Source organism: Qipengyuania zhejiangensis, assembly GCF_035607565.1.
Taxonomy (GTDB): domain Bacteria; phylum Pseudomonadota; class Alphaproteobacteria; order Sphingomonadales; family Sphingomonadaceae; genus Qipengyuania; species Qipengyuania zhejiangensis.
The window spans coordinates 829,507-852,201 of the sequence record NZ_JAYKGO010000001.1; the positions used below are offsets into that span (position 1 = coordinate 829,507).

24 protein-coding genes and 1 tRNA gene are annotated in these 22,695 nt (G+C 63.2%); 11 read left to right on the forward strand and 14 right to left on the reverse strand.

The window, feature by feature from the left end:
- Positions 1 to 17: 17 nt before the first annotated feature.
- Genes trpB through purB form a run of 5 tightly spaced genes read right to left on the reverse strand, consistent with a single transcriptional unit; the run spans position 18 to position 4,264 of the window.
- A complete protein-coding gene (gene trpB / locus VR863_RS03980) occupies positions 18 to 1,232 on the reverse strand; it encodes a tryptophan synthase subunit beta (RefSeq protein ID WP_324827133.1) in 1,215 nt (404 codons plus the stop codon).
- A complete protein-coding gene (locus VR863_RS03985; RefSeq protein WP_324827134.1) occupies positions 1,229 to 1,864 on the reverse strand; it encodes a phosphoribosylanthranilate isomerase in 636 nt (211 codons plus the stop codon). Before VR863_RS03985 ends, trpB begins: the two co-directional genes overlap by 4 nt.
- An 11-nt stretch (positions 1,865 to 1,875) precedes the next feature.
- On the reverse strand, positions 1,876 to 2,550 hold the full coding sequence (pyrF, locus tag VR863_RS03990) for an orotidine-5'-phosphate decarboxylase (protein WP_324827135.1): 675 nt from the start codon (positions 2,548 to 2,550) through the stop codon (positions 1,876 to 1,878).
- Positions 2,547 to 2,894 carry a DUF1049 domain-containing protein gene (locus VR863_RS03995; protein WP_324827136.1) on the reverse strand — a complete coding sequence of 116 codons (348 nt, stop codon included), beginning with the start codon at positions 2,892 to 2,894 and terminating at the stop codon, positions 2,547 to 2,549. Before VR863_RS03995 ends, pyrF begins: the two co-directional genes overlap by 4 nt.
- Before the next feature lie 59 nt (positions 2,895 to 2,953).
- The gene (gene purB / locus VR863_RS04000; protein WP_324827137.1) at positions 2,954 to 4,264 is read right to left on the reverse strand and encodes an adenylosuccinate lyase; all 1,311 of its coding nucleotides are present in this window, start codon (positions 4,262 to 4,264) and stop codon (positions 2,954 to 2,956) included.
- A 191-nt stretch (positions 4,265 to 4,455) separates the two neighbouring features.
- On the opposite strand from purB, the gene VR863_RS04005 reads away from it, so the two are divergent.
- Positions 4,456 to 7,239 carry a DUF3857 domain-containing protein gene (locus VR863_RS04005; RefSeq protein ID WP_324827138.1) on the forward strand — a complete coding sequence of 928 codons (2,784 nt, stop codon included), beginning with the start codon at positions 4,456 to 4,458 and terminating at the stop codon, positions 7,237 to 7,239.
- Positions 7,240 to 7,248: 9 nt separating this feature from the next.
- On the opposite strand, the gene radC is transcribed toward VR863_RS04005, so the two are convergent.
- Positions 7,249 to 7,959, reverse strand: coding sequence for a RadC family protein (gene radC, locus VR863_RS04010; protein ID WP_324827139.1), 711 nt, complete (start codon positions 7,957 to 7,959; stop codon positions 7,249 to 7,251).
- A gap of 60 nt (positions 7,960 to 8,019) precedes the next feature.
- On the opposite strand from radC, the gene VR863_RS04015 reads away from it, so the two are divergent.
- From VR863_RS04015 to VR863_RS04050, 8 genes are all read left to right on the forward strand, one after another.
- Positions 8,020 to 11,256, forward strand: a complete 3,237-nt coding sequence (locus VR863_RS04015; protein WP_324827140.1) for an intermembrane phospholipid transport protein YdbH family protein — start codon at positions 8,020 to 8,022, stop codon at positions 11,254 to 11,256.
- 20 nt (positions 11,257 to 11,276) lie between these two features.
- Positions 11,277 to 11,516: a YnbE family lipoprotein gene (locus VR863_RS04020; RefSeq protein WP_324827141.1), complete on the forward strand. Its 240-nt coding sequence runs from the start codon at positions 11,277 to 11,279 to the stop codon at positions 11,514 to 11,516.
- A 35-nt stretch (positions 11,517 to 11,551) separates the two neighbouring features.
- A complete protein-coding gene (locus tag VR863_RS04025) occupies positions 11,552 to 11,920 on the forward strand; it encodes a YdbL family probable chaperone protein (protein WP_324827142.1) in 369 nt (122 codons plus the stop codon).
- A gap of 191 nt (positions 11,921 to 12,111) precedes the next feature.
- Positions 12,112 to 12,432 carry an AtpZ/AtpI family protein gene (locus VR863_RS04030; protein ID WP_324827143.1) on the forward strand — a complete coding sequence of 107 codons (321 nt, stop codon included), beginning with the start codon at positions 12,112 to 12,114 and terminating at the stop codon, positions 12,430 to 12,432.
- A gap of 54 nt (positions 12,433 to 12,486) precedes the next feature.
- On the forward strand, positions 12,487 to 13,275 hold the full coding sequence (locus VR863_RS04035) for a F0F1 ATP synthase subunit A (RefSeq protein ID WP_324827144.1): 789 nt from the start codon (positions 12,487 to 12,489) through the stop codon (positions 13,273 to 13,275).
- Between the two features lie 39 nt (positions 13,276 to 13,314).
- Positions 13,315 to 13,542, forward strand: coding sequence for a F0F1 ATP synthase subunit C (locus VR863_RS04040; RefSeq protein ID WP_040964046.1), 228 nt, complete (start codon positions 13,315 to 13,317; stop codon positions 13,540 to 13,542).
- Positions 13,543 to 13,626: 84 nt separating this feature from the next.
- The gene (locus VR863_RS04045) at positions 13,627 to 14,121 is read left to right on the forward strand and encodes a F0F1 ATP synthase subunit B family protein (protein ID WP_324827145.1); all 495 of its coding nucleotides are present in this window, start codon (positions 13,627 to 13,629) and stop codon (positions 14,119 to 14,121) included.
- Positions 14,114 to 14,689 (forward strand): F0F1 ATP synthase subunit B family protein, encoded by a 576-nt coding sequence (locus VR863_RS04050; protein WP_324827146.1) that lies wholly within the window; start codon positions 14,114 to 14,116, stop codon positions 14,687 to 14,689. Before VR863_RS04045 ends, VR863_RS04050 begins: the two co-directional genes overlap by 8 nt.
- A gap of 55 nt (positions 14,690 to 14,744) precedes the next feature.
- On the opposite strand, the gene VR863_RS04055 is transcribed toward VR863_RS04050, so the two are convergent.
- From VR863_RS04055 to aroA, 8 genes are all read right to left on the reverse strand, one after another.
- The gene (locus tag VR863_RS04055; RefSeq protein WP_324827147.1) at positions 14,745 to 15,719 is read right to left on the reverse strand and encodes an NADPH:quinone oxidoreductase family protein; all 975 of its coding nucleotides are present in this window, start codon (positions 15,717 to 15,719) and stop codon (positions 14,745 to 14,747) included.
- 4 nt (positions 15,720 to 15,723) lie between these two features.
- Complete coding sequence (gene gloB, locus VR863_RS04060; protein WP_324827148.1) at positions 15,724 to 16,479, reverse strand: hydroxyacylglutathione hydrolase; 756 nt, start codon at positions 16,477 to 16,479, stop codon at positions 15,724 to 15,726.
- 94 nt (positions 16,480 to 16,573) lie between these two features.
- A complete protein-coding gene (rpsA, locus tag VR863_RS04065; RefSeq protein WP_324827149.1) occupies positions 16,574 to 18,277 on the reverse strand; it encodes a 30S ribosomal protein S1 in 1,704 nt (567 codons plus the stop codon).
- A 207-nt stretch (positions 18,278 to 18,484) separates the two neighbouring features.
- Positions 18,485 to 19,435: a bifunctional helix-turn-helix transcriptional regulator/GNAT family N-acetyltransferase gene (locus tag VR863_RS04070; protein ID WP_324827150.1), complete on the reverse strand. Its 951-nt coding sequence runs from the start codon at positions 19,433 to 19,435 to the stop codon at positions 18,485 to 18,487.
- 74 nt (positions 19,436 to 19,509) lie between these two features.
- Positions 19,510 to 20,130, reverse strand: a complete 621-nt coding sequence (locus tag VR863_RS04075; RefSeq protein WP_324827151.1) for a (d)CMP kinase — start codon at positions 20,128 to 20,130, stop codon at positions 19,510 to 19,512.
- Positions 20,127 to 20,345, reverse strand: coding sequence for a hypothetical protein (locus tag VR863_RS04080; protein ID WP_324827152.1), 219 nt, complete (start codon positions 20,343 to 20,345; stop codon positions 20,127 to 20,129). The genes VR863_RS04075 and VR863_RS04080 overlap by 4 nt, the downstream gene beginning before the upstream one ends.
- Complete coding sequence (locus VR863_RS04085) at positions 20,342 to 20,599, reverse strand: CBU_0592 family membrane protein (protein ID WP_324827153.1); 258 nt, start codon at positions 20,597 to 20,599, stop codon at positions 20,342 to 20,344. The genes VR863_RS04080 and VR863_RS04085 overlap by 4 nt, the downstream gene beginning before the upstream one ends.
- Positions 20,596 to 21,909 carry a 3-phosphoshikimate 1-carboxyvinyltransferase gene (aroA, locus tag VR863_RS04090; protein ID WP_324827154.1) on the reverse strand — a complete coding sequence of 438 codons (1,314 nt, stop codon included), beginning with the start codon at positions 21,907 to 21,909 and terminating at the stop codon, positions 20,596 to 20,598. The genes VR863_RS04085 and aroA overlap by 4 nt, the downstream gene beginning before the upstream one ends.
- A 174-nt stretch (positions 21,910 to 22,083) precedes the next feature.
- On the opposite strand from aroA, the gene VR863_RS04095 reads away from it, so the two are divergent.
- Entirely contained in the window at positions 22,084 to 22,419 is a 336-nt protein-coding gene (locus VR863_RS04095; RefSeq protein ID WP_324827155.1) for a TIGR02300 family protein, read from the forward strand.
- Positions 22,420 to 22,510: 91 nt separating this feature from the next.
- Positions 22,511 to 22,586 (forward strand) — tRNA-Ala (locus VR863_RS04100).
- Positions 22,587 to 22,695: the final 109 nt, after the last annotated feature.

A 22,695-nucleotide genomic window follows, 5' to 3' on the forward strand; every position in this document is an offset into this window, starting at 1 on the left:
TCCCGCTCTTTGCATGCTCACATCTCCACTCCAAGCTTGTCGGCCACGGTGAAGATGTCCTTATCGCCGCGTCCGCAGAGGTTGGCGAGGATGATGCTGTCCTCGGGCATGGTCGGCGCGACTTTGGCCACCGCTGCAATGGCGTGGCTCGGTTCGAGCGCGGGGATGATGCCTTCGGTGCGGCACAGCAACTGGAAGGCGTCCAATGCCTCGTCGTCGGTGACGGCGGTGTATTCGACGCGGCCCATGTCCTTGAGCCAGGCGTGTTCGGGCCCGATGCCGGGATAGTCCAGACCGGCACTGATCGAGTGGCCTTCGGTGATCTGGCCGTCATCGTCCTGCAGCAGGTAGGTCTTGTTGCCGTGGAGGATGCCGGGGAAACCGCCGAGCAAGCTCGCCGCGTGCTGGTCGCCGTCGAGGCCGTAGCCAGCCGCCTCGACACCCAGCATCTTCACGTCCGGATCGTCGAGGAAGGGGTGGAACAGGCCGAGCGCGTTGGAGCCGCCGCCGATCGCTGCAACCAGCAGGTCGGGCAGACGGTCGATCCGGCTCAGCATCTGGGCGCGGGCTTCCTTCCCGATCACGCTCTGAAAGTCGCGGACCAGTTCGGGATAGGGGTGTGGACCCGCCGCTGTGCCGATGATGTAGAAGGTGTCGTGGACGTTCGCGACCCAATACCGCAGCGCCTCGTTCATCGCGTCCTTGAGCGTCGCGGCACCGGCGGTGACCGGCACCACTTCGGCGCCGAGCAGTTTCATGCGGAACACGTTGGGTTGCTGCCGCGCGACGTCGGTTGCGCCCATGAAGATGGTGCAGGGCAGGCCGAAACGCGCGCACACCGTGGCGGTGGCGACGCCGTGCTGGCCCGCGCCCGTTTCCGCGATGATCCGCGTCTTGCCCATCCGCATGGCGAGCAGGATCTGCCCGATGCAGTTGTTGATCTTGTGCGCGCCCGTGTGGTTGAGTTCGTCCCGCTTGAACCAGACCTGTGCACCGCCGAGCGCCTCTGTCAGGCGTTCGGCGAAATACAGCGGAGACGGGCGACCGACGTAATGTTCCAGCAGATCGTCGAACTGCGCCTGGAACGCCGGATCGGCCTGCGCCTTGCGGTATTCACGCTCCAGATCGAGGACCAACGGCATCAGCGTTTCAGCGACATAGCGACCGCCATAGTCGCCGAAATGGCCGCGTTCGTCGGGCTGGTTGCGAAAGGAGTTCGGGTTCTTTGTCATTGCCGTGCCGCTTTGCAGAAGGCTGCAATCTTGTCCACGGCCTTCACGCCCGGTGCGCTTTCGACCCCGCTGGACGTATCCACCAGCTGAGCGCCGGTGGCGGCGATCGCCTGCGCGACATTCGCGGCCGACAGCCCTCCGGCAAGGCCCCAGGGCGTGCCGTTCCTGACCGAAGCAAGAAGCGACCAGTCGAAGCGCAATCCCATGCCGCCAGGCAAAGCCGCGTCACGAGGTGTCTTGGCATCGAACAGGATGAAGTCCGCGGCACCCCGATAGGCTTCGGCCCTGGCGATATCGTCCGCGTTCGAAACCGCGATCACTTTCCACACCGGCAGACCGAAACGGGCGCGCACTTCGGCGGCGCGGTGCACGGTTTCCTCTCCGTGGAGCTGGATAGCGTCGAGCGCGCCCGCGCGAAGCGTTTCGTTCAGTGTCGTATCATCGGGATCGACGAACACGCCGACCTTGCCGACCTGATCGCCCGCCCGTGCGCTGAGCTGGGAAAATTCCGCCGTTCCGACATGGCGCGGGCTGGGGGGGAAGAAATTGAAGCCGACGAATTCGGCGCGCGAAGCGATTACGGCATCGAGCGTCTCGGCAGTCGAAATGCCGCAAATCTTGATCGCGGTCACGGCGAATGTTCCTAGAGCGTCGCTTCGATATCGCGAGCCGCCTGGGCCGGGTCCGCCGCGCGGCTGATCGGGCGCCCGATGACCAGCACGCTTGCGCCGTGATCGCGGGCCTGGCGGGGTGTGACGACGCGTTTCTGGTCGCCCACCGCGCTTCCCGCAGGGCGCAGGCCGGGGACCACGAAGAAGCCGTCCTTCCACTGGGAATGCACCGCTTTGACTTCCTGTCCCGAACAAACGATCCCGTCGAGCCCGGCATCGTGCGCCAGATCGGCAAGGCGCATCACGTGATCGTGCGCGCTACCCGAGATGCCGGTGCGCTGAAGATCGCGGTCGTCCATGCTGGTGAGCATGGTCACGCCGACGACTTTCGTATTTTCGCCTGCCGCGGCCTTCGCATCTTCCAGCATTGCCCGTCCGCCGCTGGTGTGCACGGTCACGATTGACGGCTCCAGCACGTGGATCGCCTGCATCGCGCCGGCAACGGTGTTGGGAATGTCGTAAAGTTTGAGGTCGAGGAAGATCGGCAGACCGAGCTGGCCGATCATGTGGACCCCGTGCGCCCCATGGGCACAGAAGAATTCCAGCCCGAGCTTTATGCCGCCGACATGTCCTTTGACCTTCTTGGCAAGGTCGATGCCTTCGCGCAGGTGCGGAACATCGAGCGCAAGATAGACAGGATTGCTCATAACGGCTTCGAAGGTTCCGGTTCGACGGGATTTACGGGTTCGGGAGGCAGAGCGCCAACCGGTTCGGGCGTTGCTGTGGGTTCAGCCGGTTTCGGCGTCGCCATGCGCGTCGTTGCGGCTTCCAGCGCATTGACGCGGCGGCCCATGCGCCATTTGTTCGCCCGGTGGATGAACCACATGGGGACCAGTCCGAGCAGAAACGAGACGACAACCAGCGCGGGCAATTTGGTTTCGAGGACCAGATTGGTCCACAGCTGGACTTCGACCGGTTTCCAATTGAAGAAACTGAACGCCAGCAGGGCGAACAGCACCAGTACCCAGACGATTGTGCGCACGATCTGCATGGTATTCGAAGCTCCCCAGTGACCTTTTCGCTATTGCTAGGCCCGCGAAGGGCCCGCGTCTAGCCGAAGACCCGCGCGAAGATCGTGTCGACCTGTTTGAAATGGTATTCGAGGTCGAACTTTTCCTCGAGTTCCTTTTCCGACAGCGCGGCGGTCACTTCGGGGTCCTGCTTGAGCAGGTCGAGCAACATATGGCGCCCGTCGGATTCCCAGACCTTCATCGCGTTGCGCTGGACCAGCCGGTAGGCATCCTCGCGGCTGACACCGGCCTGGGTCAGCGCCAGCAACACGCGCTGCGAATGGATCAGGCCGCCCATGCGGTCCATGTTGGCCTGCATGCGTTCGGGATAGACGAGCAGCTTGTCGACGACGCTGGTCAGGCGGGCGAGGGCGAAGTCGAGCGTGATCGTGGCGTCGGGGCCGATGAACCGCTCGACCGACGAGTGGGAAATGTCCCGTTCGTGCCAGAGGGCCACGTTTTCGAGCGCGGGCAGGGCATAGGCGCGGATCATGCGGGCCTGGCCGGTCAGGTTCTCGGTCAGGATCGGGTTGCGCTTGTGCGGCATCGCGCTCGACCCTTTCTGGCCGGGCGAGAAGTATTCTTCGGCTTCCAGCACTTCGGTGCGCTGGAGGTGGCGCACCTCTACCGCGAGCCGTTCAATCGAACCGGCGATGACGGCCAGCGTGGCGAAATACATGGCGTGGCGATCACGCGGGATCACCTGCGTCGACACAGGCTCGACTGCCAGGCCCATCTTTTGCGCGACGTATTCTTCGACCGACGGGTCGATATTGGCAAATGTCCCGACGGCGCCCGAAATCGCGCAGGTGGCGATTTCCGCGCGTGCCGCCACAAGACGCGCCTTGCAGCGGTCGAATTCGGCATAGGCTTGCGCAAGCTTGAGGCCGAAGGTCACCGGTTCGGCGTGGATGCCATGGCTGCGGCCGATCGTGGCGGTGTACTTGTGTTCTTCGGCGCGCTTGCGGATCGCGGCAAGCAGTCCGTCGAGGTCGGCAAGAAGGATGTCGGTTGCCCGCGCCAACTGCACCGCCAGCGTCGTGTCCAGAACATCCGAACTGGTCATGCCCTGGTGCATGAAGCGCGCTTCGTCACCGACGTTTTCCGCCACCCAGGTGAGGAAAGCGATGACATCATGCTTGGTCACAGCCTCGATTGCGTCGATCGCGTCCACGTCGATCTTGGGATCTGTGGCCCACCAGTCCCACAGGGCCTTGGCCGCGCTCTTGGGGACGACCCCGAGTTCGCCCAGCTTTTCGGTCGCGTGAGCTTCGATCTCGAACCAGATCCGATACTTCGCCTCGGGTTCCCACAGGGCGGTCATTTCTGGGCGGGCGTAACGAGGGACCATGGCGGTTCAGACTCCGGAATTGGCAGGCGAGACGTGGCGCTGCCGCTAGGCCGGACGCCCGAGAATCGCAACCCCGGCGGATTGGTATTCCCGCTTGCCTGTGGCCGGCTCCGCGCGGGCGTTGCCCACGGCATTGCTTCGCCCGGGAACTCGGTTAGTGTTGGCGAACAATGCCTTGGGGGAGGACTTTGGTGAAATCGACACTTTTTCTGGCTGCCGCGCCGATTGCCGTCCTTGCCGGACCGGCCTGGGCAGGAGAAACCGTGCGGTTCGAAAACACACCCGACTGGGTCGAGGTGGCCGATATCTCCGCCGCCAGTGCCGAGGGCGAGGAGATCGTCATTTTCGACCGGCAGCTTCGGCTCGAGGGCGGGGTCGTGCACCGTTACACCGACGTTGCCTACGAGATACGCAATGCAGAAATGCTGGCGCGACTGGGTACGCTTCAGTTCGGCTGGCTTCCCGACAAGGGCGACCTTTTGATCCATCGCATGGAGATCATCCGCGATGGCAAGACCGTGGATCTTGTGCGCGGCGGCATCGGCCACGAGGTCATCCGCCGGGAAACCGAGCTTGAGCGCAGGACCGTGAACGGGGCGCTGACGGCTCTCTTCAAGGTACCCGGCATCAAGGTTGGCGACACGCTGCGCTTTGCCAGCAGCACGACCAGCCGCGATCAGGCGCTTTCTGGCGCAATGCAGGCGACCGAAGGTCTGACCGCCGAACCGGCACGGATAGGGTTCGGGCGGCTGCGGATTTCGTGGCCCGAGGATGCAGGCATATCCTTCGCCACTCTTGGTACGCCGACAGAGCCGCAAGTCAGGGATGTGGACGGATACCGGTTGGTGGAGGCCTTGCTGCCCATCGGCAAGTCCGATGCCATGCCCGGCGATGCTCCTGGCCGGTTCAAGGTTGCACCGGCCATCATGGTCGGCACGTTCGATAGCTGGGCCGATGTCGCGGCGGTCATGGCGCCGCATTATGCCACACGGGGGACCATCCAGCCCGGCAGCGCGCTTGCCGCGGAGGTGGACAGGATACGCAACGCGAGCGCCGATCCCCTCGTGCGTGCGTCAATCGCCCTGCGGACGGTTCAGGACGACATCAATTACCTGATGAACGGGATGGATGGCGGGAATTACCTGCCCCAGGCACCGGCAGAAACCTGGGCGCTTCGCTATGGCGATTGCAAGGCCAAGACGCTGTTGCTGCTGGCCATCTTGCGGGAACTGGGAATCGACGCCGAAGCGGCAATGGTGAACGCCGGCAATGGCGATGCCGTGTCGGTGTGGCAACCGCTGCCTAGCGCGTTCGATCACGTCGTCGTGCGGGCGGTAATCGGCGGTACCGCCTACTGGCTTGACGGGACGAGTGCGGGATCGCGCCTCGACACGATCGGGGAGGTCCCGGATTTCGGTTACGCCTTGCCGGTCCGTGCACAAGGGGCAGATTTGATCCCGCTGGACCAGCGCTGGCCCCAGGTCGCGGATCGGACGTACCGTATTACGTACGACTTCAGCCGCGGTGTCGACCTTCCCGGAACCTACGAAATCGAGGTGGAAACGCGCGGCGTGATGGCTGCGCGCATGGCATCGCAAGCGAGCGAGACGGACCCGCGCAAGGTGCTCGGCCATGCGCAGAAATATCTCGAGGACGTGGTCGACAGCGTCGTTTACGAGGCGGCTTACTCGTATGATGTCGAGGCGGGGATCGCCCGCCTGAAGGCGCGCGGGCTGGTTCTGGACCCCTTCACTGTGGAGCGCGGTGTCGCGGCGCACACGATTTATACATCGACCACCAACTGGTCCTTCGATCCCGATCGCGGCAAAGCCGCATGGCGCGCCATACCCTACCGTGTGGGCGGACCGATGATGACGTCCGAAGACGTCGCGTACATTCTTCCCGAAAGGGGGAAGGGCGCCGAGGTGATGGGAACCGGCACCCTTGAGGAGCGGGTCATCGCCGGTACGCGCTTCCGCCGCGAGCTGGACTTTTCCGGCGGCCGCGTCGCCGTGAAGGATTGGGCAAGCTATGTGCCTGCCGAAATCGCTGCCGAAGACATTCCGGCGGCAAAGGCCGCCATGCGCGCCATGTCGAGCGCCGATCCGTCGATCCGAATAACCGATCCCACACGGTACTGGGAACTCGACGATGCGGAACTGGCCCGGCGTATGGAAAGCGTGATCGTGCCGACACAGAAACTTGTCGCGCTGCTTCCCGGTGAGAGCGCATATCATGTTTTCCGCAGCGCGCTGTTCGCGATGGCGCGCGATTACAAGGCGGCGCTGAAGGAAATCGACCGGGCTATCGAACTCGACGGATCGGCCCAGGGTTATTCCACGCGCGCCGAAATACTGACGCAGGCTGGCCGGTTTGCCGAAGCGGCCGAAGCCGCGCGCCAGGCATACGAGCTTTCGGGCGATCTTGCGCGGGGGACGACCTATGCCATCGCCTTGTCCAACGCCGGCCGCGATGACGATGGGTTGGCGGTGCTGGACGCAATCGATGTGAGCGGAGAAGATTTTTCGGCCGTGGCACAGGTCTTCGCGGAAGTTGCCGGCACCACGGGCCGGTCCGACGAGGCTTGGGAGCGGCTGGAAAACGCGCTGTCCGAACGCCCGGGAGACGACCTTCTGCTCAATTCGCAATGCTGGTTCATCGGTACCTGGCGCTATCGCCTCGATGAAGGGTCGCAGTTGTGCGATCGCGCGGTCAAGGCATCCAACTACAGCGCAAACGCCCTCGACAGCCGCGCCCTCGTTTTCCACCGGCTGGGACGTCAGGACGAAGCGCTGGAGGACCTGCAGGCGGCCCTGAAGAAGGAACCGGGTCAGGCCAACAGTCTCTATCTTCGCGGCATCATCCGGTTGGGCCGGGGGGAGCCGGAAGGTCGGGCCGATATCCAGCAGGCCCTGCGTCTGTCGCCCGATATCGCCACACGGTACGAACGCTATGGGTTGTCGCCAAAGCGGTAAGCGCAAGCGTCAGATCAGGCCCTTGGCACGAAGCGAGACGTGCCCGGACCGTCCGACGATGACGTGATCGTGGACCGTCACGCCCAGCAAGCGGCCGGCTTCGGCAATGCGTTGGGTGATGGCAATGTCGGCCCGGCTCGGTTCGGGGTTCCCGCTTGGGTGGTTGTGCACGAGGATCAGCGCGGTGGCGCCGATGTCGAAAGCCTTGCGGATTACCTCGCGCGGGTGAATCGCGGCCTCGTCGATTGATCCGTCGCCAACATGATGATCGAGGATCAGGCGATTCTGCGTGTTCAGATACAGAACCCGGACCCGTTCGACCGTGAGGTGGCCCATGTCGACCAGCAGGTAATCGAGCAGCGCCTGCCAGCTTCCCAGGACAGGCTTGTCCTCCACCACGCCGCGCGTCATCCGCCGTGCGGCCTGCGCGACCGCGAACAGACCTGCGGCGCTGGCTTCGCCCATGCCCTTCACCTGTTGCAAGGCCCCGGGGTCCGCGTTCAGAACAGCCGCAAAGGAACCGAAATGCGCGATCAAGGCCTTCGCGAGCGGCTTGGTATCGCCTTGCCGTATGGCCGCAAACAACAGGAATTCGAGCAGTTCGTAGTCCGCAAGCGCGCCGGCCCCGCCGCCCAGCAATCGCTGGCGCAGGCGTTCCCTGTGCCCGGCCCCTGAATGGGCTGGCGGTATTTTCGCACTTTCCGGCAACCAATCCCCCATGCATCGCGTTTCAATCACTTGCATTGCCTTTGGCGCGCCGCGCGCGCAAGTGTGGGATCGATGGACAGGGTCGACGGTAACAATCAGGAATTCGGGGAAACTTTGCCCGATGTCGCTGCGCGTGCGCGTTGGCAGCAGAAGCGTTGGGCAATACCCAGCACCCTGCTTGCGGCGCTGATCGCGGCCCTGATTGCGGCCTGGTTCTCGCGCGAGGCAATTGCCGAAAACGTCATCACGGACCAGCTGGAATCCTACCATCTTCCGGCAACCTACGACATCGAACGGATCGGCGGTCAGACCCAGGTCCTCTCCAACCTCGTTATCGGCGATCCCGCTGCGCCCGATTTCACCGCAGACCGGGTAATCGTGCGCTTGCGCCACACGTTCGGGCTTCCCGAAATCGGCAAGATCACTCTCCAGAACCCGCGTCTCTACGGCAGCTATCGCGGCGGAGCCCTCAGCTTCGGTACGCTCGACAAGGTGCTGTTCGCCCCAAGCGAGGAACCCGCAGGCCTGCCGGCGATCGACCTGGCGATTCGGGACGGGCGCGGCCTGATCGAAACCGAATGGGGTCCGGTCGGGATAAAGCTCGAAGGCTCCGGCGTCCTGAGCAGCGGCTTTGCAGGATACGTCGCGGCAACCGCCCCCAAGCTCGCGCTGGCAGGTTGTAACGCCCAAGGGGCAACCGTGTTCGGGAATCTGACGACCAGTTCGGGCGAACCGCGCTTTGCCGGGCCGATCAGAATGGCCTCGCTGAAATGCGAGGACGGCGGCCTGGCGTTGAACGATTACGCGATCCAGCTCGATGGGAAGCTGGACCGTGAGCTGGCCAATCCAACCGTCGAGGCGCGCGTGGCTGGCGGAACAACGCGCTACGCAGAATACGCGGTATCTTCGGTCGACGGGACAGTGCGCGGTCAGATGCGCGGCGACGCGGCAACAGGGAAGTTCACCCTGGCAGGCCGCGGCGCGCAAAGCCCGCAAGTTCTTGCAGCCGTGCTGACTGCCGAAGGCCAGCTTCGTATGTCCAACGGGTTTTCCAGGATCGAGGTGGAATCCGGGCTGGAAGGAAACGGGCTTCGCCTAGGAAGTGGGCTGATCGCATCCATCGAAGGGCTGGCAAGCACCGGCGAAGGGACATTGCTCGCGCCGATTGCCCGGAAGATGGCCAACGCCTTGCAGGCCGAAACCCGCGGCAGCGCGCTCGAGGCCGACCTCCGGTTCCGAAGCGACGGTAACCGAATGTCCCTGCTGGTCCCGAGCGCGGAATTGCGCGGCGGGAGCGGTGCGCGGCTGGCGTCCCTGTCACGGGTCGAGTTCATCCGCGAAGGAACCGATGTCGCCCGCCTGGCAGGCAATATCGCGACCGGCGGTGAGGGCATTCCTCGGCTGAACGGCCGGATGGAGCGGACGGCAGCGGACGGTTCCGTCTTCCGGGTGGCGATGGAACGGTATTTGGCAGGCGATGCGGCGTTGGCCGTGCCCCAGATGGTGTTCAGCCAGACGGCATCCGGCGCATTGCGGTTTTCCGGACGCGTGGAAGCAAGCGGGCCGTTGCCCGGCGGATCGGCAGCCAATCTTCAAATCCCGGTCGATGGCAATTGGGAACCCGGCGGCGCTCTGGCGCTGTGGCGCAGCTGCACGGACATCGAATTCGATCGCCTCGTGCTTGCCAATCTGGCGTTCGAGAAGCGCGGTGTGACGCTGTGCCCTGCACGCGGACGACCGATCCTTACCAATGACGCGGCAGGGCTGCGGTTGGCTGCCGGTGCGCCATCGCTCGACCTGAGAGGAACCTTGGGTGACACGCCGATCCGCTTGTCGTCCGGCCCCGTCGGCTTTGCCTGGCCGGGTGTCATGACGGCACGGGCAATCGACGTGGAGCTGGGTCCTTCGGACACGGCCAGCCGCTTCCGCATTTCGGACCTCGATGCCCGCCTGGGCGACAATATTGCCGGCAGTTTCTCCGATGCGGACATCCTGCTTGCCTCGGTCCCGCTCGACATTCGCGGGGCGAACGGCCGATGGGATTACACCGGCGGCAAGGTGACCATTGCCGATGCAGCGTTCCGGCTGCTCGACCGCGAGGAACCGGACAGGTTCGAACCGCTTGAGGCGCGCGGCGCGACCCTGACGCTGGTCGACAACATCGTCGATGCGCGGGCGCAGCTGCGCCATCCAGGCAGCGATCGACTGGTGACCGTGGCCGATATCCGCCATGACCTTTCAACCGGTGCGGGGCGGGCCGATCTGGACGTGCCGGGGCTGGTATTCGACAAGGGGCTCCAGCCTGACCAGCTGTCCGTCCTCGCGTTGGGGGTGATCGCAAACGCCAACGGCACGGTTACGGGACAGGGCAGGATCAACTGGTCTTCGGACGGAACGGTGACAAGTTCCGGTACTTTCGGCACCGAAAACCTCGATTTCGCCGCGGCGTTCGGCCCGGTGAAGGGCGCCAGTGGCACGGTCGAGTTCACCGACCTGCTCAATTTGACCACCGCCCCCGGTCAGAAATTGCGCATAGCGTCGGTCAACCCGGGCATCGAAGTGCTGAACGGTGAAGTGGAATTTGCCTTGCGCGGCGGCGAAGTGCTCGCCGTGGAGGGCGGAAGCTGGCCCTTCATGGGCGGGCGGCTGATCATGCGAAATGTCGATTTCAATTTCGGGGCCGAGGAAGAACGACGGTATATCTTCGAGATCGTCGGGCTGGAGGCGGCGCAGTTCGTCGCCCAGATGGAGCTGGAAAATATTGCCGCCACCGGCCTGTTCGACGGGACCGTGCCGATTGTCTTCGACAGCCAGGGCAATGGCCGAATCGATACCGGCATCTTGATCTCGCGTCCGCCCGGGGGCAATCTGTCCTATGTCGGTGAACTGACGTACGAAGACTTGTCCCCGATCGCCAACTTTGCGTTCAATGCCCTGCGCAGCCTCAATTTCACGCAGATGCGCGTCGTCATGGAAGGGCCGCTCACGGGGGAGATTGTCACCCGTGTCCGCTTCGATGGCGTCAGCCAGGGGCAGGGCGCCAAATCGAACTTCGTGACGAAACGGCTCGCGAACCTGCCTTTGCAGTTCCGCATTAATATCAAGGCCCAGTTCTATCAGCTGATGACCAGCCTCAAGGCGATGTACGACCCGTCGGCCGTCCGCGATCCGCGCGAACTGGGCCTTCTCTCGGATGACGGCACACGCCTGCTGCGCCGGTCCATCACCGGCGAAGAGGCCGAAACGCAAATCGAACCGGAAGACATAATTCCGGATGAACCTTCCATTCAGGACCAGGAAAGCGAGTAAACGCCATGAAGAGGGGTGAATTGACGGACCGCGCGAGCGCTGCGACATTCCCGGCCAAGCAGGGAGACAGTGTTTTGAGTGGAACGAAGCGGATGGCGGCGGCCGGGATGATCCCTTTCGCGCTGGCCGGGTGCATCACTGTCAATGCGCCCGAAAAGCCGATCGTGATCGAACTGAACGTGAATATTCGCCAGGAAGTGATTTATCGCCTCGCGGAAGACGCGGGCAACACGATCGAAGACAACGCGGATATTTTCTGATGGGTAGTATGATGAATCAGCGATTTTCACGAGCAATGCTGACCGGTGCCGCGATTGCGACGGCTCTTGGCGGTATTGCCACGCCGGCGTTCGCACAGCGCGATCCCGCCTATGCCAGTGCGCGTGCCGCAGGGCAGGTGGGCGAAAAGATGGACGGCTATCTCGGTGTCGTCGGTAGCGAGACGGCGGAATTGCGCCGCATCGTGAACGACATCAACATCAAGCGCCGGGCGGTCTATTCCCAGCGCGCCCAGGCGACCAACGCCACGCTGGAAGAATACGCGCTCACGGCGGGCTGCCAGGCCATTCTGGCTACGGCTCCGGGGGAAAAGTATCAGGCCCCCGACGGCACGTGGCAGACGCGCACCTCGGCTCCGCCCATAAGGGATCCGCGCTGTCCATAGGGCAGCGTTTTCTATCGCCAAGGTTTGACACCCCGTTGCCATCGCGGCAGCGGGGTGTTGCTTTGATGGCGGGACAGGCGGGAATTGGGTGCTGGCGTGTTGACTCGCCAAAGCCCCCCTTCTAAGGGGGCGGCGCCCTCGGCGGGCAAGTCCGTGTCCGTGCCGCGCAACCCCTTCAAAAGGAGCTAGGCATGAGCGACGACGAACCTGCACGGGAGACCATCGAGGAGGATGCGCGGATCGACGCGCTGGAAAAGCGGCTTGCAGCCGCCCAGCAGCGCGAAGAGCAGCGTAACCGGCCGAAGATGTCGGGTGCCGACGCGAATTATCGCAGTGGCAACCGCGTTTTGGCCGACCTTCTGGGCGGTATCCTTGGTGGTGCGGTGATCGGTTGGGCCATTGGCTATTTTACCGGCACCAATCCATGGGGTCTGTTGGTGGGGCTGTTCCTCGGAATAGTCGTTGCCTTCAGGAACATCATCCGCGCGGCAAACAAGCGCCCCGATGAATAATCCCGCGAGCGGGATTTCGGGGCGCTGTCTATATGGATTAGGGACGTAACTGACGTGGCAGCCGAACAGGCCAAAGTCGACCCGATGCACCAGTTCACCATCGAACCGCTTGCCGGTTCGGGTGGTTGGGAACTGGCGGGCTACAACATCGCCTTCACCAACAGCGCGTTGTGGATGTTGATCACCACAGTCGTGCTCTTCCTGTTCGTGCTCGGCGGCATGAAGCGCGAGCTCGTGCCCGGGCGCTGGCAGATGATGGTGGAGACCTTTACCGGCTTCATCGATTCCATGCTGGAAGCCAACGTCGGCAAGGCCGGGCGCAAGTATGTGCCTTACATCTTCAGCCTGTTCATGTTCATCCTGTTCGCGAACCTGCTCGGCCTGATGCCGCTCGGCGTTGTCGGCCTGCACCCCTTTACCTTCACCAGCCACTTCACCGTTACGGGCGTGCTGGCGATCATGAGTTTCTCGATCGTCCTGCTGGTCGGTTTCTGGAAGCACGGGCTGCACTTCTTCTCGCTATTCGTCCCCCACGGCACGCCGTGGCCGATGGTTCCGGTGATCGCCCCGATCGAATTCATTTCGTTCATGGTGCGTCCGTTCAGCCTTGGCCTGCGTTTGTTTGTCGCGATGATGGCCGGCCACGTCCTGCTGGAAGTGCTGTCGAGCTTCGTGATCGACGGGTGGGGCGCGGGCATCGGCTTCGGCCTGCTTGTCGGCCTTCCCAGCTTCATCCTGATGATTGGCATCTGCGCTCTCGAGCTGCTGGTTGCCGCCATCCAGGCCTATGTTTTCGCTCTCCTGACGTCGCTGTATATCAACGACGCCGAGAATCTTCACTAAGTCCAATTTTAACCATCTGATTTCCCAAAGGAGTTTAACATGGAAGTTGAAGCTGCAAAGCTCGTCGGTGCGGGCCTCGCCGCCATCGGTGCCGGTATGGCTGCCATCGGCGTTGGTAACGTCTTCGGCTCGTTCCTCGAAAGCGCGCTGCGCAATCCGGGTGCTGCCGACGGCCAGCAGGGTCGTCTGTTCATCGGCTTCGCCGCTGCCGAACTTCTCGGCCTGCTGGCGTTCGTCGTTGCAATGATCCTGATCTTCGTCGCCTAAGCCACGCGATCAGTCATTCCGGTCGGTCGGGATTTATCCTGACCGACCGCGAGATTACCCCGTACCCGTCTTTCGAGAGCTGACATGCCACAGATAGCACAGCTTGCTGAAACATGGTCCAGCCAGGTCTTCTGGCTGCTGGTCTTTTTCGGCATTACCTTTTTCGTCATCGGCCGGGGCATGGTCCCCAAGGTGATGGAGACGGTTGCCCAGCGCGATTCGCAGATCGCTGGTGATTTGGCCGCTGCGAAAGCCGCGCGCGATGCTGCCGACGATCAGGAAGAAGCCTGGCGGGTACGTGAAAACGAAAACCGCGCTGCGGCCCAGGCAATCGTTGCCAAGGCCAAGGCGGATGCCGCCGCGTCTTCGCAAAAGAAGCTCAAGGCTGCCCAGGGCAGGCTCGATACAAAGCTTGCCGAAGCCGAAACGCGCATCGCAGAAGCTCGCAATGCCGCTCTTTCCGAACTGGAAGCAGTCGCGACGGAAGCAGCGCAGGACATCGTATCGCGCCTCGCTGGCGTGACGGTGACCAAGCCGGCCGCAAGCAAGGCTGTCAAGGAGGCCATGTCCAATGGCTAATTCAGCCGCACCCGAGGTGTTCGCCACCGAAAGCGCCGAAATCCTGGTCGAAGACGGCCACGGCGGCGCACCGACGCATGCCGAACCCGAACTGCTGGGCCTCGTGCCGTTCCAGTGGGTTTCGATAGCGATGCTGGTCCTGCTGTTGTTCGCGTTCTTCGGCGCCAAGGTTCACAAGACCATTGGCGGCGGGCTCGACAACAAGATTGCCGCCATCAAGCAGCAGCTCGACGAAGCCAAGCAATTGCGCGCCGAAGCCGAAGCCCTGCGTGATGAATACGCGGTAAAGATCGCCGGCGCCGAAAAGGATGCCGAAGCGATGCTGGCTAACGCGCAGCATGAAGCGGACGCGATCGTCGACAAGGCCGAAGCGGACAGCAAGGCAATGGTCGAACGCCGCAAGCGCATGGCTGAGGACAAGATTGCATCGGCCGAACGCGATGCGGTAGAAGATGTCCGCAACCGCGCCGTGACGGCTGCGACGGCCGCCAGCCGCAAGCTGATTGCCGAAAAGCATGATGCAGAGGCAGACCGTGCTCTCGCCGATGAGGTAATCGCCGAAATCTGATCACGATCGTTGTGCAGGTGAATTGGGGCGATCCTTCGGGGTCGCCCTTTTTCGTTCAGGGCTCCAGAACGATCTTGCCCACGATTTCGCCGCGTTGCATCGCTTCGAAAGCGTCCCGCCACTTGTCGAGCGGCAACGTTCGGTCGATGTGCGGGTTGATCCGCCCCGCAGTAACCAGTTCGCCCACGGCGGCTGCCACCCGCTTCCCGCGTTCGGGAAACCGGCGGGCGTATTCACCGGCCCGCGCGCCAACGACCGAAAACCCCTTCATCAAGGGAATGTTGACGGCAATTTCGGGGATGCGGCCGGACACGAAACCGATCACCAGCAGCTTCCCTCCGAAGGTCACGCAGCGGGTGGATTCGTCGAACACATCGCCGCCGATGGGATCGTAGACCAGATCGCACAGGCGGCCCTGCGTCAACTCGCTCACCTGTTCGCGGAACCGTCCGGTGTTGAGGATCACCGCATCGGGTTTCGCGATCCGTTCCAGCGGTTCGATCTTGTCCTCACGGTGGGTGGCGGCAATGACCTTTGCCCCAAGGGCACGCGCGAGGTCGCAGGCGGCAAGGCCTACGCCGCCGCTGGCGCCGTGGACCAATACGGTCTGGCCTTCCTCCAGCCCGCCGATTTCCACCAGGGCGACGTAGGCGGTGTGATAGGCCGCGCCCATGGCGGCTGCCTGCGCGAAGGATATGCCGGCGGGCATGTGCCGCACGGAAGCGGCGGGCAGGGCGATGTATTGCGCAAAAGCGCCCGTCTTGGCCCCGCCCATGACGCGGTCACCGACTTCAAGGCCGCAGCCCTCGGGTGCGGAGACAACATCGCCCGCCATTTCCAGGCCGGAAATGAAGGGAACCTCGGGTTTGAACTGGTATTTGCCCTGCGTCATCAGCAGGTCGGGGTAGTTGAGCGATGCCGCCCGTACCCTGACAAGCACCTCGCCTTCGCCCGGCTTGCACTGCGGTATCTGCGCAAGTTCTACGCCGGACAGGTCGGGCGACAGACGATTGACGAGGACTGCCTTCATGAAATCAGAAATTGTCCTTGGCCGCTCTTAGCGCGGCGAAGGTTTCCACCGGACTGGTTCCACCCCAGCGATCGCGCAGCGACCGTTCGTCGGCACGCAGGAAGGGGTTCGTGGCCAATTCTCGTGCGAGCACGGTGGGCACGGTCGGTTCGCCCCTGGCGCGTTTCTCGTCGATACGGGCGGCGTAAAGGCGGAGCTCGGCGTTGTCAGGGTCCGCGTGAAGCGCGAATTTCGCGTTCGCGGCGGTGTATTCGTGCGCGCAGTAGAGCATGGTGTTTTCCGGCAATTTCCGGATACGCTCGAGGCTGTGCCAGAACTGCTCGGGTTCGCCTTCGAACATACGGCCGCACCCAAGGGCAAAAACGCTGTCGCCAACGAAGGCGATATCGGCCTCGGCAATGTGGTACGCGATGTGGCCGTTGGTGTGGCCCGATACGTCGATCACCCGTGCGTGCCAATTACCCAAGGGCACACTGTCGCCATTGCCGACCACGCGATCGATTGGGCTGATCCGGTCCACTTCTTGTGGCGCGATGATCCTGGCGCCGGTTACGGCCACGATTGCCGAATTGCCGCCCGCGTGATCCGGGTGCCAATGCGTGTTCCAGATCTGGGTGATCGTCCAACCCCGGGCTTCGGCCTGGCGCAGGTATTCCGCACCATCGGGCGTGTCGATCGCGGCGGTTTCGCCGCTGTCGGGATCGTGCAGCAGAAATCCGTAATTGTCGGACAGGCACGGGAACTGGTGAATTTCGAGCATGACGCGACTGTAAGACAGGCCGCGAAAAGAGGAAAGGCCCGCCTGCCGGTATGGCAAGCGGGCCTTTCGCGTACCCTGTTGAGGGTGGAAGAGCTTAGTCTTCCTTCTTCTTCAGCGCTTCGCCGAGGATGTCGCCGAGCGATGCACCCGAATCGGACGAACCGAACTGGGCCACGGCTTCCTTCTCTTCGTGGATCTGACGAGCCTTGATCGAGAAGTTGGGCTTCTTCGAACGGTCGAAGCCGGTAACCATGGCGTCGACCTTCGCGCCGGGCTGGAAACGATCGGGACGCTGTTCGTCGCGGTCGCGGCCAAGGTCCGAACGCTTGATGAAGCCGGTTGCGCCGTCGTCGCCGACCTGCACTTCCAGGCCGCCGTCGCGTACTTCGAGCACGGTGACGGTGACGACTTCGTTCTTGCGGAGCGAGCTGCCGGCGCCGGCTTCGGTCGGAGCACCCTTTTCGAGCTGCTTCATGCCGAGGCTGATGCGCTCCTTGTCGGTGTCGACATCGAGCACGACGGCATCGACCTGTTCACCCTTGCGGTGCAGCGCCAGTGCGTCTTCGCCGGAGATGCCCCACGCGATGTCCGACATGTGGACCATGCCGTCGACGTCGCCGTCGAGGCCGATGAACAGGCCGAATTCGGTCGCGTTCTTGACTTCGCCCGAAACCTTCGAGCCAACCGGATGCTTGTCGGCGAATTCTTCCCACGGATTGCGCTGAGCCTGCTTGAGGCCGAGCGAAATGCGGCGCTTTTCGCTGTCCACTTCGAGGACCATGACTTCGACTTCCTGCGAGGTCGACACGATCTTGCCGGGGTGGACGTTCTTCTTGGTCCAGCTCATTTCCGAAACGTGAACCAGGCCTTCGATGCCTGCTTCCAGTTCGACGAATGCGCCATATTCGGTGATGTTCGTGACAACGCCGTTCAGCTTGGCACCAACCGGATACTTGGCCGAAACACCATCCCACGGATCGCTTTCCAGCTGCTTCATGCCGAGGCTGATGCGCTGGGTGTCTTCGTTGATGCGGATGATCTGCACGGTCACGGTCTGGCCGATTTCGATCATTTCGCTGGGGTGGTTGACCCGCTTGTAGCTCATGTCGGTGACGTGAAGCAGGCCGTCGATGCCGCCGAGGTCGACGAACGCACCGTAGTCGGTGATGTTCTTGACGACGCCTTCGATAACCTGGTTCTCGGTCAGCTTGTCGATCAGTTCGCTGCGCTGTTCGGCGCGCGTTTCTTCGAGGACAGCGCGGCGCGAAACCACGATGTTGCCCCGGCGACGGTCCATCTTGAGGATCTGGAACGGCTGCGGCATGTCCATCAGCGGGGTGACATCGCGCACGGGGCGGATGTCGACCTGGCTGCCGGGCAGGAAGGCCACGGCGCCGTCGAGGTCGACGGTGAAGCCGCCCTTGACGCGGCCGAAGATGCGGCCTTCGACGCGCTTGCCTTCACCGAATTCGCTTTCGAGCTTGTCCCAGGCGGCTTCGCGGCGTGCGCGGTCGCGGCTGAGCATGGCTTCGCCGTCGGCGTTTTCGACGCGGTCGACATAAACTTCGACTTCGTCACCAACGCTGGGCGCGCTTTCGGTTTCGGTGCGCTGGAATTCCTTGAGGTCGACGCGGCCTTCGCTCTTGAGGCCTACGTCGATCATTGCGTAACCGTTTTCAACGGCGGTCACGGTGCCCTTGACGACGCGACCTTCGAAGCCGCCATCATCGGCGCCACCGAGTTGCTCGTCGAGCATTTTCGCGAAATCGTCGCGAGTGGGGTTGGCTGCAGTTGCCATGCGTACATTCCTTCGTTTTGCTACCGGCCACCGGTTTTACCGGGGTCTTTTACCGCCTCCCGCACCATTGCGGGTCCAGCGGGGCAAGAGGCCGATGCTCCGCGGGGCCGGATGCCATCGCGAAGGTCCTTCGAATCCAGGGATTGCGAGAACGGCGCGCGCCTATGCGAAACCATGGGCAAAAGCAAGGGAAATGGGGCTTGCGCGCTAGGCCCCGGCGTAGAGCATGGCGACATCGCAGCGTTCGTAGCGTGCGCCGTATTCCGCCATGATGCCGGCGTCGTGCACGAACCCCAGCTTCTCGTAGAGGTGGATGGCCGGGGCGCATTTGCGGTTGGTGAGCAGGAAGAGCTTGCGTGCGCCGATATCCTGCGCCTCGGCGATCATGGCTTCGAGAAGAAATTCGCCAACCTTCAATCCGCGCGCGGTTTCCCGCACGCCCATCTTGGTCAGCTCGAATGCACCCGGGCCTGCCTTTTGCAGGGCGCACGTCCCGACAATGCCGAAGCCTGATGCTTCCACAAACAGGATTGACCCGCCCGGATCGATGACCCGTTCCCGGGGGTTTTCCAGGATATCCCGATCGACCTGTTCGAGCGAGAACATAGCCTCGATCCATTCGGCATTGATGTCATGAAAATCCGCGGCCAGCGTATCGTCGAAGGCGCGCAGGGTGAGGGCGCCGGGCACGGCGCGGGCGGCGCGTTCCGCGATGGAGGATTGCGCGAGTGCCTTTTCGATGATGGCCAACTGGCGCAGGAAATCGCCATCAAGCAGGGCGAGTATCTCTTCGGCGGCCATGCCGACGCGGGGCCACACGTCGGTGGCTATTGTCTGGACGGTTGCAAAGCCCGCCGGCGTCAAGCCGACCATCCGACACCGCTGATCGTCGCTCGGTTCGTCGGCGACCATGCCGAGCTTGTACAGCTGGGCCAGGGCGCGGGTCACGCCGGGTTGGCTGGTGCCGCCTGCTTCGGCAAGCTGGCCGACCGTTTTCGGGCCGATCCTTAACGCCGCCATGATCGCCATGTGCCCCGGTTGGAGAGGAAGACCCGCCTGGGCAATGATGGCCGATGCACTGGCCTGCATGCGTTCACCCAGTCGTTTAAGCCGGCTGCCGAGAAAGGACGGGCCCATTTGCGCGACGACATCAACCATCATAACACTCCATATCGCATTATATAACGCGGTATGCTATCGGAGATTCGGAGGCAAGCCTTGATTGTCCGATTTTACTCCAGTCGGGACTTTACGGCGTCGATAGCGGCGGCAATCGCTTCTTCCCTGTCCAGCGCGCTGGTATCGATCACCATGGCATCGGATGCGGGGACAAGCGGGGCGACCGCGCGGCTGCGGTCGCGCGCGTCGCGGCGGCGCAGGTCGTCCTGGATCTCCAGCAAGGTCACGTGAACGCCGCGTTCGCGCATTTCTAGGAAACGGCGCTGCGCGCGCGCCTCCACGCTGGCGGTAACGAACAGCTTTGCCGCCGCTTCGGGCGCTATGACAGTGCCGATATCCCGCCCGTCGAGAACGGCACCGCCCTCCTGCATGGCGAAGGAACGCTGCCGCTCGTAAAGCGCCTGGCGCACAGCGGGATGGACGGACACCCGGCTTGCCAATCCGCCGGTTTCTTCGTCCCGAAGGTGCGGATCATCCAGCAGCGCGTCCGGAAACGACGTTGCCGCAAGTGCATCCTCGGGCTTGTCGGGATCACCGTCGGACAGGAAAACCTGGCGGCCCACCGCACGATACAGCAGGCCGGTGTCGAGGTGAGGCAGGCCGAAATGTGCGGCAAGCGCCTTGGCAATCGTCCCTTTCCCCGATGCGGTTGGCCCATCGACTGCGATGATCATCGTGCACCGTTCCTGATACGCGCGCGGGCGATCACCCTGTCTCGCTGCTCTTTTCGTTTATCCCAGTAGAGACGCATCAGCGGGGCGGCGATCGCCGCGAACACGGTGGCGCGAAGCGTGTTGGCGAGGTCGGGCAGGGCCCCGTTTTCGATCATGAAGGCGAACAGCGCGGCCGCCATCAGGAATGCGAAGACAGGAAAAGCGCGGCGGATCATGCCTTGGTCTTGCGGCTCCGCACCGCTTTGGCCAACCCCCAGACAGCAATCGCTGCCCAGAAACCTTCGAGAACGAGGCTGGGCCAGTTTGTGTGGACCACCAGGGACACGGTCAGGAACGCCGCGCCGGCCAGGTTGGTGCCGTGTAGAATGAACGGGTTGGGATCGTCTTCCCACGTCAGATAGGCATAGGCGGCGATGATGCAGGCCATGCCGACGAAACCGACAAGCGTGTAGATGTCTAAATCGATCACGCGCCCGCCTCCGCCAGCAGAGCCATGAAGTTTGGAAAGCTGGTTGCAATGGGGTCGATGCTGTCGACCTCGACGCCGTCACGGCTGGCAAGCCCGGCAACGGCCATGCTCATGGCGATGCGGTGGTCGAGGTGGGTTTGGGTCCGGTTGTTCGCCGTGCCCCGTATCGGCTTTGCGCCGCTGCCTTCGATCACGAGGCCGTCCTCACGCTCTTCAAGCGTGACGCCGGCGGCAATCAGGGCGGCCGCCATCGCGGAGAGGCGGTCGCTTTCCTTGACCCTTAGTTCATCGAGCCCGCTGGTTACGGTCCGGCCTTCGGCCAAAGCGGCGGCAACAAAGAGGACCGGGAATTCGTCGACCATGCTCGGCACGATTGCCGGGTCGACCTCGATTCCCTTCAACTGCGCGTGGCGCACGCGCAGATCGGCCACCGGCTCTCCGCCGACGAGGCGTTCGTCGAGCTTTTCGATGCTGGCGCCCATTTGATCCAGCACGCGGAAAATCCCGTCGCGGGTCGGGTTGAGCCCAACGTTCTCGATCACCAGATCGCTTCCCGGCACCACGCTGGCGGCAACAGCGAAAAAGGCAGCGGAAGACGGATCGCCCGGAACGACGATATCGCACGGCGTCAGATCGGCCGGGCCATGCACGCGGATGACTCTTTCGCCCCCATGGTCCTCGACGTCTACGGTCACGCCGAAACCGCGCAACATGCGCTCGGTGTGGTCGCGCGTGGGAACGGGCTCGATCACGGTCGTGATGCCGGGTGTGTTGAGGCCGGCGAGCAGCACTGCGCTCTTAACCTGTGCGCTGGCGACCGGCAGGCGAAAGGTGATGGGGACGGCGGGCTGCATCCCTTCCATCATCAGGGGCAGGGTGCCACCCGGCGACGGCGTGAAGCTTGCCCCCATGAGGCTGAGCGGGTCGATCACCCGCCCCATCGGGCGCTTCGAAAGGCTGGCGTCACCGGTGAAGGCCGCGCTTATCCCGTGGGCGGCCACAAGGCCCATCAAGAGGCGGGTCGATGTTCCGGAATTGCCCATGTCGAGCGCCTGTGCCGGTTGGAGCAGGCTTCCGACGCCGACACCGTCCACCACCCAGTCTTCGCCGTCGCGTTCGATTGTCGCTCCCATGGCACGCAGGGCGGCGGCTGTGGCGAGCACGTCTTCACCCTCGAGCAATCCGGAAATGCGGCTGCGGCCGACGGCCAGGGCACCGAACATCAGCGAACGGTGGCTGATCGATTTGTCGCCGGGCACGCGGATGCGGCCTGTCAGCGGCGGGGACGGGGCGAAACGGTGGGCGGTCAAGCGATATCCAGCAATTGCGGCGGCGGGTGTAAGGGCTGGCGCTTTGACAGTGGCAATGCGTTCTGGCAAGGCGCGCGCGCAGTTGATTCCGGCCTCCCGGGATCCCATCAAGAACAATACGAATTCACTGCCTGGCCCGGATTTTCGGGAAGGCCGACACTTCAAGGATTACACATGGTCAAACCGGAATGGGGCACGAAGCGGACCTGCGCGAAATGCGGCACCCGCTTTTACGATCTTAACAAGGAAGATCCCGTCACCTGCATCGAATGCGGTGAGGAATGGACGCCTGAGCCCGTCCTCAAGTCCAAGCAGCCGATTCCCTTCGAGGAAGAAAAGAAGAAGAAGGACGAAGAGGCCGACAGCGATCTGGGCGGCGATGACGATCTGGAAGATCTGGCCGTCGACGATGACGAAGATTCGCCCGACAACGAGGTCGACCTCGGCGGCGACGACGATCTCGGCGTCGAAACCAAGAGCAAGGGCGACGACGATAACGACGATTCTTGATTTTGCTGTTGCATTGCGGGAGGCCCCTTTATAAAGGGCGCTTCCCGCAAGGGTGACGCGCCTCCCAGGACGCGTTGCGAAGAAATGGCTCGGGGCCTTAGCTCAGCTGGGAGAGCGCTACAATGGCATTGTAGAGGTCAGCGGTTCGATCCCGCTAGGCTCCACCATTTCGCCGGATTTGATGGTATCGGGCCGTGGCGACGGCTGCGGCTCGATTCCATCACACCCGGGATTTAATTCGGGTTTTCAGGGGGATATCCCCACGCTGGCCGACGA